Here is a 12,657-nt window from a genome sequence, read left to right as displayed (position 1 = left end):
GCGAACCGGAGGGGCTTGCAAACGGAAGACGAAGCGCATGCTCCGGCCGCGCGCACCATCGCCAAACGGTGGTATTGCGCTAGCCAATGTTACGGCAGGGCGTCATAGCCTTCGCCGAAGCCCTTGAGATCGACGGGGATGCCGATGCCTTCCTCAGGGGACTGGAAGACGATGAAGGTGGCGGTCTGGCCGGAGCGGAAGGTCTTCAGCAATTCGTCCTCCAGCACCACCTCGGCATAGCAGCCATCGTTGAAGCAGCGAACGAAATAAGCGCGGCCGATATCCTTGCCATCGACATTCAGACCCAGCCCGTTCGGCAGGAGCACGCCAAGCGGTGCCAGCACGCGCAGAATCTTTGCCTTGCGGTCGGCCGTCTTCAGCACCACCACCGACAAGCCGACCTCCGGTCGATCCTCGGCAATGACATTCTGCATCAGCGCGCATTGCTCGCCGGAGGCGCCGGCCGGCTGATCGCAAACGATGGACCATGCGCCGTGATTGGACTTGACCGTGCCTGGCGCGTTGGGGCCTGGCGCGTTGGGGGCCGGTGCGGTGGTCTGCCCCGGTGTCGGCGTGGACGGCTGGGCCGAAGGCTGGGGGGCCGGCGGCTGCTGTGCCTGCGCCTGCGCGCCGGAGGCGACGGCAAGGGACAAAGCTGCGGCGACCGACAGCCGGGAGAGAAGGGGCAAGCCCATGTAGACCTCGAACTCCGAATCGTTGGCGCTATTCTTGAAGCGCGTGCACACAAATGAAAAGCCCGGCGGCGGAGAAAGGCCGGCGCACAAAGCGCCATGCCATGCCTGAGCTAGGTTTTCCACCGACATGGCAAAGCTTTGCACCGGCTTTTCATCTCGCGGCGAGCTGCCGGCCAGCGACTGCCGTGTGCTCATCCATCGCGTTAAACGGCTCGCTTGTGGCGGAAATCAGGCCTTGCCGCAGCCGCATGCGCAGGCAAGGCGCAGGCTTGTGAAGAGACAGGTGCAAACTCGGGCAAGACTTGATGAAAATGCGACATTCCGCCGGATGGACAAATATTGCGACATTGGTCAATCTATGATTTGAAACGATGGAGGTTGGCAGAATTTCCGCATGTTGCGCGCCTGTGGGCGAGGGGCTGTGGAAATGGCCTGAGGGGAGAGATCGTTGTGAGGAATAAGGCTGTTGCAGCGCCGGTGGCGGCCGGCTGTCTGCTTTTTGCGTCACAGGCCTGGGCGGACAAGCCCGTGCCATGGCAGACCGGCATGCAGGCCGCGGCAACCGGCATCATGGACGAGGTGCGCTGGTTCGAGCAGTATTCGCTCTGGTTCATCGTGCCCATCACCCTGCTGGTTCTGGCGCTTCTCGTCGTCGTCGTGCTGCGTTTTCGCGAAAGCGCCAACCCCGTGCCCTCGCGCACCAGCCACAACACGGTGATCGAGATCATCTGGACGGTCGGTCCGGTGCTGATTTTGCTGTTTCTCGCGATTCCGTCGCTGCAGCTTCTGACCGCGCAGCTGACGCCGCCGGAGAAGCCTGACCTGACCCTCAAGGCCACCGGCAATCAATGGTACTGGTCCTATGAATACGAAACCGGCGAAACCCCTCTGTCCTTCGACAGTCTGATGATGAAGGACTCGGACCGCGCCGGCCTCGGCAAGGAAGACCATGAGGCCTATCCGCGCCTGCTCGCTGTCGACAACGAGATCGTCGTGCCCGTAGGCAAGACTGTCCGCATGCTGGTCACGGCGGCCGACGTGATCCATGCCTTCGCGGTCCCCGCTTTCGGCATCAAGATCGACGCAGTGCCCGGCCGACTCAACGAGACCTGGTTCAGGGCCGAGCGCGAAGGGCTCTATTACGGCCAGTGTTCCGAGCTCTGCGGCAAGGACCATGCGTTCATGCCGATCGCCGTGCGCGTCGTCGACCAGGCGCGCTACGACAGCTGGCTGGCTGCCGCAGGCAGCAACCTGCGCGATGCCAACCGGGCGCTGATGGCGTCAATCGACGGAAAGAAGACCGTCGATGTCGCCGCGAATGCGGCTCAGTAAGAGGACGGGACGACAATGGCTTCATCCACCCATCACGACTATGCCGGCGCGCCTCCCGTTTCGGCGCATGAGCCGGGCCATGCCCATCATCCGCAACTGAGCTTCTTCCAGCGCTGGTTCCTGTCCACCAACCACAAGGACATTGGCACGCTCTACCTGATCTTCGCGATCATGGCCGGGCTTGTCGGGGGTACGCTGTCGATCTTCATGCGGGCCGAGCTGCAGGAGCCGGGCATCCAGATTTTCCATGGGCTGGCCGCCATGGTCTATGGCTTCGAAGGCGATGCCGCCATCGACGGCGGCAAGCACATGTATAATGTGTTCACGACAGCCCATGCGCTGATCATGATCTTCTTCATGGTCATGCCGGCGCTGATCGGCGGTTTTGCCAACTGGATGGTGCCGATCATGATCGGCGCGCCCGACATGGCCTTCCCGCGCATGAACAACATCTCCTTCTGGCTGATCGTGCCGGCCTTCCTGCTGGTTGTCCTCTCCATGTTCGTGGAGGGACCGGCAGGGGCTTACGGCGCGGGCGGCGGCTGGACGATCTATCCACCGCTTTCGACCTCAGGCCAGCCCGGGCCGGCGGTGGACATGGTGATCCTCGGCCTGCACATCGCCGGTGCCTCGTCGATCCTCGGCGCCATCAACTTCATCACCACGATCCTGAACATGCGCGCGCCCGGCATGACGCTGCACAAGATGCCGCTCTTTGCCTGGTCGGTTCTGATCACCGCCTTCCTGCTGCTTCTGTCTCTGCCCGTTCTGGCCGGCGGCATCACCATGCTGCTCACCGACCGGAATTTCGGCACGGCCTTCTTCGCGCCTGATGGCGGCGGCGATCCGATCCTGTTCCAGCATCTGTTCTGGTTCTTCGGACATCCGGAAGTCTACATCCTGATCCTGCCGGGCTTCGGCATTATCAGCCACATCATCTCGACCTTCTCGCGCAAGCCGGTCTTCGGCTATCTCGGCATGGCCTATGCCATGGCGGCGATTGGCGCCGTCGGCTTCATCGTCTGGGCCCACCATATGTATACGGTCGGTCTGTCGCTGGACACGCAGCGCTATTTCGTCTTCGCGACGATGGTCATCGCCGTGCCGACGGGCGTGAAGATCTTCTCCTGGATCGCGACGATGTGGGGCGGTTCGATCCGCTTCGCCACGCCGATGGTCTGGGCGATCGGCTTCATCTTCCTGTTCACGGTCGGCGGCGTCACCGGCGTTCAGCTGGCCAATGCCGGTCTCGACCGGGCCCTGCACGACACCTATTACGTGGTCGCGCACTTCCACTACGTGCTGTCGCTCGGCGCCGTCTTCGCCATCTTCGCGGGCTGGTATTACTGGTTCCCGAAAATGAGCGGCTATATGTATAACGAGTTCATCGGCAAGCTGCATTTCTGGGTCATGTTCGTCGGGGTGAACCTGATCTTCTTCCCGCAGCACTTCCTGGGTCTCGCCGGCATGCCGCGCCGCTATATCGATTATCCCGATGCCTTTGCCGGCTGGAACCGGGTTTCGTCCTACGGCTCCTATATCGCGGCTGTCGGCGTGCTGATCTTCCTCTACGGCGTGTTCGAAGCTTTCGCGAAGAAGCGCGTGGCCGGAGACAATCCCTGGGGTGAGGGTGCCAATACGCTCGAATGGCAGCTGTCGTCGCCGCCGCCCTTCCACCAGTGGGAGCAGTTGCCGCGGATCAATTGAGGATCGGCATCGTACAATCCGCCATCATCCTCAGGTCGAAACACGATCGGAAGCCGGAGCATGCACCTTGCTCCGGCTTTGCTCCCCACTTATCGAGGGGCTTTCCTTGAAGCCTTGCCCGTGACATAGGGCGCCACATCAATCCAAAGCGCGGCTGGTCATCATGACGGCCGAGGCGGGGCAGCGGCCTTGCGCCGCATGGAAAACGTCAGGATGCGCGTGTAAAGAGCCACGCATCCGCCGTGTCGCGACAGGCCCTATGTTGTCAGGACCGCTGGAAACGAAAGATCAAGTGCTCTCCTATTTGATGCGGGCGAACACAACAGAACGGATACCGACATGACCGTCATCGACACCCGCGAGCCGGTGGGCCTTGAAGCGGGCCTTCTTTCGGAGGCCACCGCGCGCGATTACCTGTCGCTGCTGAAGCCGCGCGTCATGTCGCTCGTGGTGTTCACCGCCTTTGCCGGCCTCATGCTGGCGCCGGGTCATCTGCACCCCGTTCTGGCCATCGTCGCAATTCTCTGTATCACCGTGGGCGCCGGGGCTTCCGGGGCGCTCAACATGTGGTACGACGCGGATATCGACCGGATCATGACGCGCACGGCGCGTCGTCCCATTCCCGCCGGGCGCATTCGTCCAGGTGAGGCTCTTGGCTTCGGGCTGACGCTCTCGGCCTTTTCGGTCGCCATTCTCGGCTTGGCGGTCAATTGGCTGTCCGCCGGCCTGCTTGCCTTCACGATCTTTTTTTACGCTGTCGTCTACACCATGTGGCTGAAGCGATCGACGCCGCAAAACATCGTGATCGGCGGTGCGGCTGGCGCCTTTCCGCCGATGATCGGCTGGGCCTGCGTGACCGGCGGCGTGTCCTTGGAAAGCATCGTTCTCTTCCTGATCATCTTCCTGTGGACGCCTGCGCATTTCTGGGCCCTGGCGCTGTTCAAGATGAAGGATTACGAATCGGTCGGCGTGCCGATGATGCCGAATGTCTGTGGCGAAGCCGTCACCAAGACGCAGATCCTGATCTATGCGGTGCTGACGGCGCTGATCGGCGTCGCTCCCGCTCTCATCGGCCTGTCGAGCGCCTTCTATGGCGCCTTTGCTGCCGTGCTCGGCTTGGTCTTCGTCTGGCTTTCGGAAAAGGTCCGCCGCATGCCGGATGGCGACCGCGCGATGGTCCCGGCCAAGAAGCTCTTCGGCTATTCGATCCTCTATCTCTTCGCCATCTTTGCCGGGCTGATGGTCGACGGCGCTGTGCGCGCGATCATGGCAGGAGGCTGGGCATGATCGAACGGGTTACCTTGACGGAAGCGCAGAAGAAATCGCGTCGCAGCCGCAATCTGGCACTAGGCTTGGTGCTTTTTGCACTGGTGGCGCTGTTTTACGCGATCACCTTGATCAAGTTCGGTGCCGGCGTCGCGCGGTGAGTGACTGACCGATCGGAATTAGGAGCTTCGCCTCGAGAGCCGAACCCGGACCTTGAAGGCGCGCACGGGAGGAGGAACCGGGCATGGCGGCACAGGACGAGCAGGCAAAGCCCGCGCGGCGCAGGGACGGGCTCGTGGTTGCCGCCTGCCTGGCCTTCGTGGTCGGCATGATCGGCATGTCATATGCCGCCGTTCCGCTTTACGACATGTTCTGCCGCGTCACCGGCTATAACGGCACGACGAAGCGGGTGGAGCAGGCATCTGACACCATTCTCGACCAGCGCATCCGCGTGACCTTCGACGCCAATATCGGCGGCGGCCTTCCCTGGCGCTTCACGCCGATCGATCGTGTGGTCGAGCCGCGCATCGGCGAAACGGTGCGGGTGGCTTTCAAGGTGAAGAACCTGGCCTCTGTACCGACGACCGGACAGGCCGTGTTCAACGTCACGCCCATGGCCGCCGGGGCCTATTTCAACAAGGTGCAATGTTTCTGCTTCACCGAAACGACGCTCCAGCCCGGACAGGAAATGGAGATGCCGGTCGTCTTCTTCGTCGATCCGGCAATCGTTGAGCCGATCGAGACGCGCGGCATTCGCACGCTGACTTTGTCCTACACCTTTTATCCCCATACGCCTTCAAAGCCCGTGGCAAGCGTGACCGGTGCATCCACGCCTGCGCAGGGCGGATGAGGCTGTGTCTGGTCGGCAGTTCCTGGCGCGAGATCGCGACGGAGATGCTCGGCTAGCGAGACGCTGATCGTCCAAGGTCACCTGCCTTTCGATAAAAGAAGCCTAGGATCTATGGCGGTGTCATGCCTGAGGCTGGGAAGAAAGCGCGGCGCGGCCGCAATGCCTCTGGATTACAGGCGAAATCCGGGTAAGTTGAGCAGTGAAAGGCTCGATCGGCCGGCGCAGGCCGGAGATGGAGTGAGGCCTTGATGGCGCGGCCGGGTGGCGGAGGACGACACCAGGCTGATGCCGCCGGGCCGGCGGTGGACAGGGCAGCGGAGACGGGGGAGCATTCATGGCCGAGGCACATCAGAAAAATCACGATTATCACATCATCGACCCAAGCCCCTGGCCCTTTCTGGCGTCCGTGGGCGCCTTTGTGATGGCCTTCGGTGGCGTTGGCTATATGCGCTACCTCGCGGGCGGCACCTTCCATCTCTTCGGCCTGAATCTCGCCAATCCCTGGATCTTCTATATCGGCCTGGCGGTGGTGCTCTACACCATGTTCGGCTGGTGGTCCGATACGGTGAAGGAAGGGCACGAAGGCCACCACACGCGCGTGGTTTCCTTGCACCTGCGCTACGGCATGATCATGTTCATCGCCTCGGAGGTGATGTTCTTCGTGGCCTGGTTCTGGGCCTATTTCGACGCCAGCCTGTTTCCCGGCGAGGCCATCCAGGCCACGCGCGCCGCCTTTACGGGCGGCCAGTGGCCGCCCAAGGGCATCGAAGTTCTCGACCCCTGGCATCTGCCGATCTACAACACGGTGATCCTGCTTCTGTCTGGCACGACGGTCACCTGGGCGCATCATGCCCTGTTGCACAATGATCGTAAGGGTCTGGTCACCGGCCTGTCGCTGACGGTTGCCCTCGGCGTGCTCTTCTCCTGCGTGCAGGCCTATGAATACATGCATGCGCCTTTCGCGTTCAAGAATTCGATTTACGGTGCCACCTTCTTCATGGCCACGGGCTTCCACGGCTTCCACGTTCTGGTCGGTACCATCTTCCTGCTCGTCTGTCTGATCCGCGCGGTCAGGGGCGATTTCACGTCCGAGCGCCATTTCGGCTTCGAGGCGGCGGCCTGGTACTGGCATTTCGTCGACGTGGTCTGGCTGTTCCTGTTCTTCGCCATCTATGTCTGGGGCGGCTGGGGCGCACCGCTGGCAGGGTGACGAGCCAACTTCTCCGCCTCTTCGCGTCGCTTTTTGGCCAGGCGTTCGAAAGCAGTCGGGCGGGGCGGCCCTGCCTCTAGCATGGCTTGGATCCGGTCAGCGCAGGCCTGCGCTGAGAGAGTGCTGGTGTCGAGCGTCAGATCATAGACACCCGGCCTGTGAACCGCTTCCTGCCAAGCCAGGATAGGTGGCGGTACCGGCCGATTATGCTGTTGAATCTCGTAGGAGATGCCATTGGCCTGCGGGGCGCCCGCCCGTCGGGTCAGGATTTCGGGCAGTGGACAATAGATGCCGACGAACAGGACCGGCAGGCCATCAAGCCTGGTCACGCTGTCTTCCAGGATGCGAAGTGGGCGGGAATAGGCCTCGTGCAGGCCAAGATCGGCAACGACGGACAGGCGCAGCGCGCATGTGCCGCAATCGAGTCCCAGAGCGCGCGATAAAGGCGCGACAGGACATCTTCCAGATCAGGCCGCTCGCCGCCGGGTCGAAGACCGATACCCGGCAACAAGTGCTCAGGCATCGCGCGCATAGAGCAATCGACGCCCAGATTGATCCAGACGTCTGATGTCTGCGCTTGGAGAGCGCGGGCGATAGACGACTTGCCGCTCCGAGGAGCGGCATTGAGGATGACGATCGGGCTTGGCATCTTTCTGTCGCTCCTGATGGTGTCGGCAGGGTTGCACCGCGCATCGTCGTTGAAGGCCGTGGATCGATCTCGGTTTAACGAATTCTGCAGTCGAACTGTCTTAAATGCCCGGTTATCGGCAGACTTATGTCGGTCCCTCGTCTTCCGGACGGCTCCACAAACGCCTGGAAACGGGCAAAATGACGCGACGATCTGGCCGGTTGCATGGAGCGCCGTCCAGAGCGCAGATTGTTTGCATATTTTGGGCAGGGTGGCAGCGCGCAGGGTCGGTCGCTATCATCGGCCACGCTCTCAATTGAGGTTCAGACAGATATGACCGATGACAAGGCTTTGTATCCGCCGGTGGACCCTGTCAAATCGGGGCTGACAGGCCATTGCCCGCGGTGCGGTCATGGGCGGCTCTTTCAGGGGCTGCTTAAGGTGCGCCCGTCCTGCTCCGCCTGCGGGCTTGATTATAGCTTCGCCGATTCGGGCGATGGTCCCGTGGTCTTCGTCATCCTCATCGTTGGCTTCATTGTGGTCGGCCTTGCGCTGTGGATGGAAGTGAATTTCGCGCCCCCGATATGGCTGCAGATCCTGCTCTGGGCGCCGCTCGCCATTCTTCTCAGCCTTCTGACGACGAGGCTGATGAAGGGCGTGCTGATCAACCTGCAATTCCACCACAATGCCGGTTCCGGCAAGATCGATCAGGGCACTCAGGGGCCACGGCATGGCTGATCAGGGCTTGCGGCCGGATCGCGCGCCAGGGCATCCGCCGTCTGCGCGCCGTATGTCATGGTTTGGCCGGGGCGTGGGCGCGCTTCTGCTCCTTTCCCTTTTCGTCGTGCTCGTCGGGCTTGGCACCTGGCAGGTGCAGCGCCTGGCGTGGAAGGAGAAGCTGATCGCCTCGATCGCCGAGCGCCGGACGGCGCCCGCGCAGGATCTGGCGGGGATCGAGGCCCTTGCGGACGCGCAGGGCGATGTCGATTATCGGACCGTCCGGGTCACTGGCCGCTTTCTCAATGAGCACGAGCGGCATTTCTTCACGACCTGGGAAGGCCAGCCCGGTTTCGCCGTCTACACACCTTTGGAGTTGCCGGATGGCCGTCTGATCTTCGTCAATCGCGGCTTCGTGCCCTATGAGCGCAAGGCGGCGGAGACTCGCGCGCAAGGCCAGCCTGTGGGCGAGATCACTGTCTCTGGCCTTGCCCGTGCGCGGCTCGACGGCAAGCCGTCCTTCATCCTGCCTGACAACGACCCAGCCAAAAATATCTATTACTGGAAGGATCTCGAGGGGATGGCGCGCGATACCGGCCTTGCGCCGGAGCGCTTCGTGCCGTTTTTCATCGATGCGGATGCCACGGCCAATCCCGGCGGCCTGCCGGTAGGCGGCATCACGCTGATCGACTTTCCCAACAACCACCTTCAATACGCGCTGACATGGTACGGCCTAGCGGCCGCGCTCTTGGTCGTCACCAGCGCTTTTATCCTGCGCGCCCGCAAGCAAGGCGCGCGTGGGCAGGATTGAAGACGCACTTTCCCGTGGCATCGTCGCGCCGGACGTCCTATATCGGGCGCGCCCAGCTCTGTTGATCGAGCGACCGAGGGAGAGCCGATGAGCCTGACATCCGTCAAACCGCCTTTGACCATCCGCCTGTGCGGGCCGCGCGGCTTTTGCGCCGGCGTGGATCGGGCGATCCAGATCGTCGTGCTCGCGCTCAAGGAATTCGGCGCTCCCGTCTATGTCCGCCATGAGATCGTCCACAATCGCTACGTGGTCGAGGGGCTGGAGGCCAAGGGCGCGATCTTCGTCGAGGAGCTGGACGAGATCCCGGCCGAGCATCGCAAGCAACCGGTGGTTTTCTCCGCCCATGGCGTGCCCAAGAGCGTGCCAGCCGATGCCGCCGGGCGCAATCTGTTCTATCTCGACGCCACCTGTCCACTCGTGTCGAAGGTCCACAAGCAGGCCATGCGACACAACCGGTTGGGACGGCATGTGGTACTGATCGGTCATGCCGGTCATCCCGAGGTGATCGGCACAATGGGGCAATTGCCGGATGGGGCGGTGTCGTTGATCGAGACGGTGGCCGATGTGGAGGCCTATGAGCCGGCCGATCCGGATAATCTCGGTTTCGTGACCCAGACGACGCTGTCGGTGGATGATACGGCCGGTGTGATCAAGAGGCTTCACGAGCGCTTTCCCAATCTCACGGCGCCAGCAGCCGATTCGATCTGCTATGCCACGACCAACCGTCAGGAGGCGGTGAAGCAGGCGGCAGCGGGCTGCGACCTTTTCCTGATCGTCGGCGCGCCAAATTCATCCAACTCCAAACGGCTTGTCGAGGTCGCCTCGCGCGCCGGCGCCAAGACCTCGCTTCTGGTTCAGCGTGCAGCCGAGATCGACTGGAGCCAGATGGCGGATGTGCGCACCGTCGGGCTTTCGGCAGGCGCCTCTGCGCCCGAGGTGATCGTCAATGAGATCATCGAGGCTTTCCGCGCGCGGTTCGACGCCCGCGTCGAACTGGCCGATACAGTGGAAGAGAACGAGAACTTCCTGGTCAACCGCGAACTTCGGCATGTGCCTTTGACCACGGCCGATATGGCGTTCGTCAACGGGGAATGAGCGTCCGCCCTCTTGCCGCGCGCAGCCTGTCGCGCCATACAGCGCAGCGGAAGGCCGTGTGAAAAATCGACGAGCCTTTCGGGCAAGCGGGCGAGGGGCTGTTCGTGGCTGTTTACACCGATATCACGGAAGGCGCCTTGCGTGGCTTTCTGGAGGCCTATGACATAGGCCGGCTGACTGCCTATAAGGGCATTGCCGAGGGCGTGGAGAACAGCAATTTCCTGCTGCATACCACCGAAGGGCCCTTCATCCTGACCCTGTACGAGAAGCGGGTGAATGCTGCGGACCTGCCTTTCTTTCTCGGGCTGATGGAGCATCTGGCGGCGCGCGGCCTGTCCTGCCCCTTGCCGTTGAAGCGGCGGGATGGCGCATTGCTCGGCGAGCTGGCGGGCCGACCGGCGGCGATCATCACCTTTCTGGAGGGCATCTGGCTGCGCCAGCCGGAGACCATCCATTGCGCCGAACTCGGCCGCACGCTGGCCGCGCTGCATCGCGCTGGCGAGGGGTTCAGCCTCACGCGGCCCAATGCGCTTTCAGTGGGCGGCTGGCGGCCGCTTTGGGCGCGCGCACGCGACCGTGCCGATGAGATCGCCCCGGGCCTGCGCGACGGCATCGACCGTGAGCTTGCCTTTCTAGAGCAGTGCTGGCCGGATGGGCTACCCGCCGGCATCATTCATGCCGACCTTTTTCCAGACAATGTCTTCTTCATTGGCGATGCTCTCACCGGCTTGATCGATTTCTATTTCGCCTGCAACGATTTCCTCGCCTACGACGTGGCGATCTGCCTGAATGCCTGGTGTTTCGATGATAAGACCGGCATCTACAATGGTGACAAGGGCCGCGCCTTCCTGGCCGCCTACCAGGCCGAGCGGCCACTGGACGAGCGGGAAAGGGCGGCACTGCCCTTGCTGGCGCGGGGCTCGGCTCTGCGCTTCTTCCTGACCCGCGCCTATGATTGGCTGACGACGCCGGCCGGCGCCTTGGTGGTCAAGAAGGATCCGCTCGAATATTGGCGAAAGCTGCGCTTCCATCAGACCATCGAGGACGCGCGCGGCTACGGTCTGGAGATCTAGAAGATCGAACATCGTCACCTGTCTTCGGCCGGACGCCTTTGGCCGCTGGCTTGAGCTAGGTGACATCGGGAGGCGGCCATGTCTCTCCATCCACGGCTATGGACGTGGCAACTGGAATGCGCGGCGTGTTCGAAGGTCACCGCGAAGGAGTTTGGAAGATCATGAAGACTGTCGAGATTTATACCGATGGCGCCTGTTCGGGCAATCCGGGACCCGGCGGCTGGGGTGCCGTACTGCGCTATGGCGATGTCGACAAGGATCTCTGCGGTGGCGAGGCCTTGACCACCAACAATCGCATGGAACTGCTGGCGGCAATCACCGCCCTCAATGCGCTGAAGGCGCCGTGCCAGATCGATCTCTACACGGACAGCAAATATGTCATGGATGGGATCTCGAAATGGATCCACGGCTGGAAGAAGAACGGCTGGAAGACGGCCGACAAGAAGCCGGTGAAAAATGGCGAACTCTGGCAGGCGCTCGACGAGGCGACCAAGGTGCACAAGATCACCTGGCACTGGGTCAAGGGGCATGCCGGCCACCCGGAGAACGAGAGGGCCGACGAACTGGCCCGGCAGGGCATGGCGCCGTTCAAGAAGGGTGGCGCGGCCTTGCTTTCCAAGGCCGCCGGCTAAGATCCGTTTGCGCCGGAGATGCTGTCGATCGTTATGAAAAGCCCCGCCCTGTCATAGGACCCGGCGGGGCTTGATCGATAGCGCGGTCAGAGCTGCTCGAGCATGTGCGCGGCGGAGGAGACGGTCGCCTGGCCCGGGCTCTCCTCCACATTGATCGCCTTCACCACGCCGTCTTCCACCAGCATGGAATAGCGCTTGGAACGAACACCAAGCGTGCCCGCCGAAAGATCGACATCGAGACCGATCGCCTTGGTGAAGGCAGCATCCCAGTCCGAGAGGAAGTGGATCTTGCCGACGCCGCCGGAGGCGGTTGCCCAGGCGCCCATGACATGGACGTCGTTGACGGCGATCACGGCGATGTCGTCCACCTCGCGTGCCAGAATGGCGTCGCGGTTTTCCAGATAGCCGGGCAGGTGGTTGAGCGAGCAGGTCGGTGTAAAGGCACCGGGAACGCCGAAGATCACGACGCGCTTGCCGGACAGAAAGCTGTCGGTTGTCACTTCGATCGGCCCATCGGGCGTCTTTTCCTTGAACGTGGCGGAGGGAAGCTTGTCACCGACGGCAATGGTCACAGGCGAAGGTCCTTCAAATCGATGGGAGGGGATGACCCGCGCGAACCGGCGGCCATCCTCCTTACTATA

At 62.4% G+C, this 12,657-nt stretch carries 13 protein-coding genes and 1 pseudogene; 11 read left to right on the top strand and 3 right to left on the bottom strand.

What is annotated here, in order from left to right; genetic code table 11:
- Positions 1–89: 89 nt before the first annotated feature.
- Positions 90–695 (bottom strand): invasion associated locus B family protein, encoded by a 606-nt coding sequence (locus tag BMX61_RS04865; RefSeq protein ID WP_075629225.1) that lies wholly within the window; start codon positions 693–695, stop codon positions 90–92.
- Between the two features lie 450 nt (positions 696–1,145).
- On the opposite strand from BMX61_RS04865, the gene coxB reads away from it, so the two are divergent.
- The 6 genes from coxB to BMX61_RS04835 all read left to right on the top strand — a co-directional run bounded on the left by coxB (position 1,146) and on the right by BMX61_RS04835 (position 7,060).
- Positions 1,146–2,027: a cytochrome c oxidase subunit II gene (coxB, locus tag BMX61_RS04860; RefSeq protein ID WP_075629093.1), complete on the top strand. Its 882-nt coding sequence runs from the start codon at positions 1,146–1,148 to the stop codon at positions 2,025–2,027.
- Between the two features lie 15 nt (positions 2,028–2,042).
- Positions 2,043–3,734, top strand: coding sequence for a cytochrome c oxidase subunit I (gene ctaD / locus BMX61_RS04855; RefSeq protein WP_075629092.1), 1,692 nt, complete (start codon positions 2,043–2,045; stop codon positions 3,732–3,734).
- A gap of 339 nt (positions 3,735–4,073) precedes the next feature.
- Positions 4,074–5,021 carry a heme o synthase gene (locus BMX61_RS04850; RefSeq protein ID WP_075629091.1) on the top strand — a complete coding sequence of 316 codons (948 nt, stop codon included), beginning with the start codon at positions 4,074–4,076 and terminating at the stop codon, positions 5,019–5,021.
- Positions 5,018–5,161, top strand: a complete 144-nt coding sequence (locus BMX61_RS24600) for a hypothetical protein (protein ID WP_092742320.1) — start codon at positions 5,018–5,020, stop codon at positions 5,159–5,161. The genes BMX61_RS04850 and BMX61_RS24600 overlap by 4 nt, the downstream gene beginning before the upstream one ends.
- A gap of 83 nt (positions 5,162–5,244) precedes the next feature.
- Positions 5,245–5,850 carry a cytochrome c oxidase assembly protein gene (locus BMX61_RS04840; protein ID WP_075629090.1) on the top strand — a complete coding sequence of 202 codons (606 nt, stop codon included), beginning with the start codon at positions 5,245–5,247 and terminating at the stop codon, positions 5,848–5,850.
- A gap of 334 nt (positions 5,851–6,184) precedes the next feature.
- Complete coding sequence (locus BMX61_RS04835) at positions 6,185–7,060, top strand: cytochrome c oxidase subunit 3 (protein ID WP_075629089.1); 876 nt, start codon at positions 6,185–6,187, stop codon at positions 7,058–7,060.
- On the opposite strand, the pseudogene BMX61_RS04830 reads toward BMX61_RS04835, so the two are convergent.
- A pseudogene (locus tag BMX61_RS04830) lies at positions 7,021–7,709 on the bottom strand (chloramphenicol phosphotransferase CPT family protein). The gene BMX61_RS04835 and the pseudogene BMX61_RS04830 sit on opposite strands and share 40 nt — an antisense overlap.
- 312 nt (positions 7,710–8,021) lie before the next feature.
- Between BMX61_RS04830 and BMX61_RS04825 the strand changes: the two are divergent.
- The 5 genes from BMX61_RS04825 (at position 8,022) to rnhA (ending at position 12,016) form a co-directional block, all read left to right on the top strand.
- Entirely contained in the window at positions 8,022–8,426 is a 405-nt protein-coding gene (locus BMX61_RS04825) for a DUF983 domain-containing protein (protein ID WP_075629088.1), read from the top strand.
- 52 nt (positions 8,427–8,478) lie between these two features.
- Positions 8,479–9,216 (top strand): SURF1 family protein, encoded by a 738-nt coding sequence (locus BMX61_RS04820; protein WP_075629224.1) that lies wholly within the window; start codon positions 8,479–8,481, stop codon positions 9,214–9,216.
- A gap of 87 nt (positions 9,217–9,303) precedes the next feature.
- Positions 9,304–10,311 carry a 4-hydroxy-3-methylbut-2-enyl diphosphate reductase gene (gene ispH / locus BMX61_RS04815; protein ID WP_075629087.1) on the top strand — a complete coding sequence of 336 codons (1,008 nt, stop codon included), beginning with the start codon at positions 9,304–9,306 and terminating at the stop codon, positions 10,309–10,311.
- Positions 10,312–10,415: 104 nt separating this feature from the next.
- On the top strand, positions 10,416–11,384 hold the full coding sequence (locus BMX61_RS04810) for a homoserine kinase (RefSeq protein ID WP_075629086.1): 969 nt from the start codon (positions 10,416–10,418) through the stop codon (positions 11,382–11,384).
- Positions 11,385–11,545: 161 nt separating this feature from the next.
- A complete protein-coding gene (gene rnhA, locus BMX61_RS04805) occupies positions 11,546–12,016 on the top strand; it encodes a ribonuclease HI (RefSeq protein WP_075629223.1) in 471 nt (156 codons plus the stop codon).
- An 86-nt stretch (positions 12,017–12,102) separates the two neighbouring features.
- Here the strand turns inward: rnhA and BMX61_RS04800 are convergent, their stop codons facing one another.
- A complete protein-coding gene (locus BMX61_RS04800; RefSeq protein ID WP_075629085.1) occupies positions 12,103–12,588 on the bottom strand; it encodes a peroxiredoxin in 486 nt (161 codons plus the stop codon).
- Positions 12,589–12,657 lie beyond the last annotated feature (69 nt).

This window comes from Xaviernesmea oryzae (assembly GCF_900109605.1).
In the GTDB taxonomy this organism is placed as follows: Bacteria; Pseudomonadota; Alphaproteobacteria; order Rhizobiales; family Rhizobiaceae; genus Xaviernesmea; species Xaviernesmea oryzae.
This window is presented reverse-complemented; position numbering and strand designations above follow the sequence as displayed.

Bases quoted from the DNA above. Each gene is read 5' to 3' on its own strand.
- BMX61_RS04835 (WP_075629089.1), top strand. From the start codon at position 6,185: ATGGCCGAGGCACATCAGAAAAATCACGATTATCACATCATCGACCCA.
- ctaD (WP_075629092.1), top strand. From the start codon at position 2,043: ATGGCTTCATCCACCCATCACGACTATGCCGGCGCGCCTCCCGTTTCG.
- BMX61_RS04820 (WP_075629224.1), top strand. From the start codon at position 8,479: ATGTCATGGTTTGGCCGGGGCGTGGGCGCGCTTCTGCTCCTTTCCCTT.
- BMX61_RS04865 (WP_075629225.1), bottom strand. From the start codon at position 695: ATGGGCTTGCCCCTTCTCTCCCGGCTGTCGGTCGCCGCAGCTTTGTCC.
- BMX61_RS04850 (WP_075629091.1), top strand. From the start codon at position 4,074: ATGACCGTCATCGACACCCGCGAGCCGGTGGGCCTTGAAGCGGGCCTT.
- BMX61_RS04825 (WP_075629088.1), top strand. From the start codon at position 8,022: ATGACCGATGACAAGGCTTTGTATCCGCCGGTGGACCCTGTCAAATCG.
- rnhA (WP_075629223.1), top strand. From the start codon at position 11,546: ATGAAGACTGTCGAGATTTATACCGATGGCGCCTGTTCGGGCAATCCG.
- BMX61_RS04840 (WP_075629090.1), top strand. From the start codon at position 5,245: ATGGCGGCACAGGACGAGCAGGCAAAGCCCGCGCGGCGCAGGGACGGG.
- BMX61_RS24600 (WP_092742320.1), top strand. From the start codon at position 5,018: ATGATCGAACGGGTTACCTTGACGGAAGCGCAGAAGAAATCGCGTCGC.
- ispH (WP_075629087.1), top strand. From the start codon at position 9,304: ATGAGCCTGACATCCGTCAAACCGCCTTTGACCATCCGCCTGTGCGGG.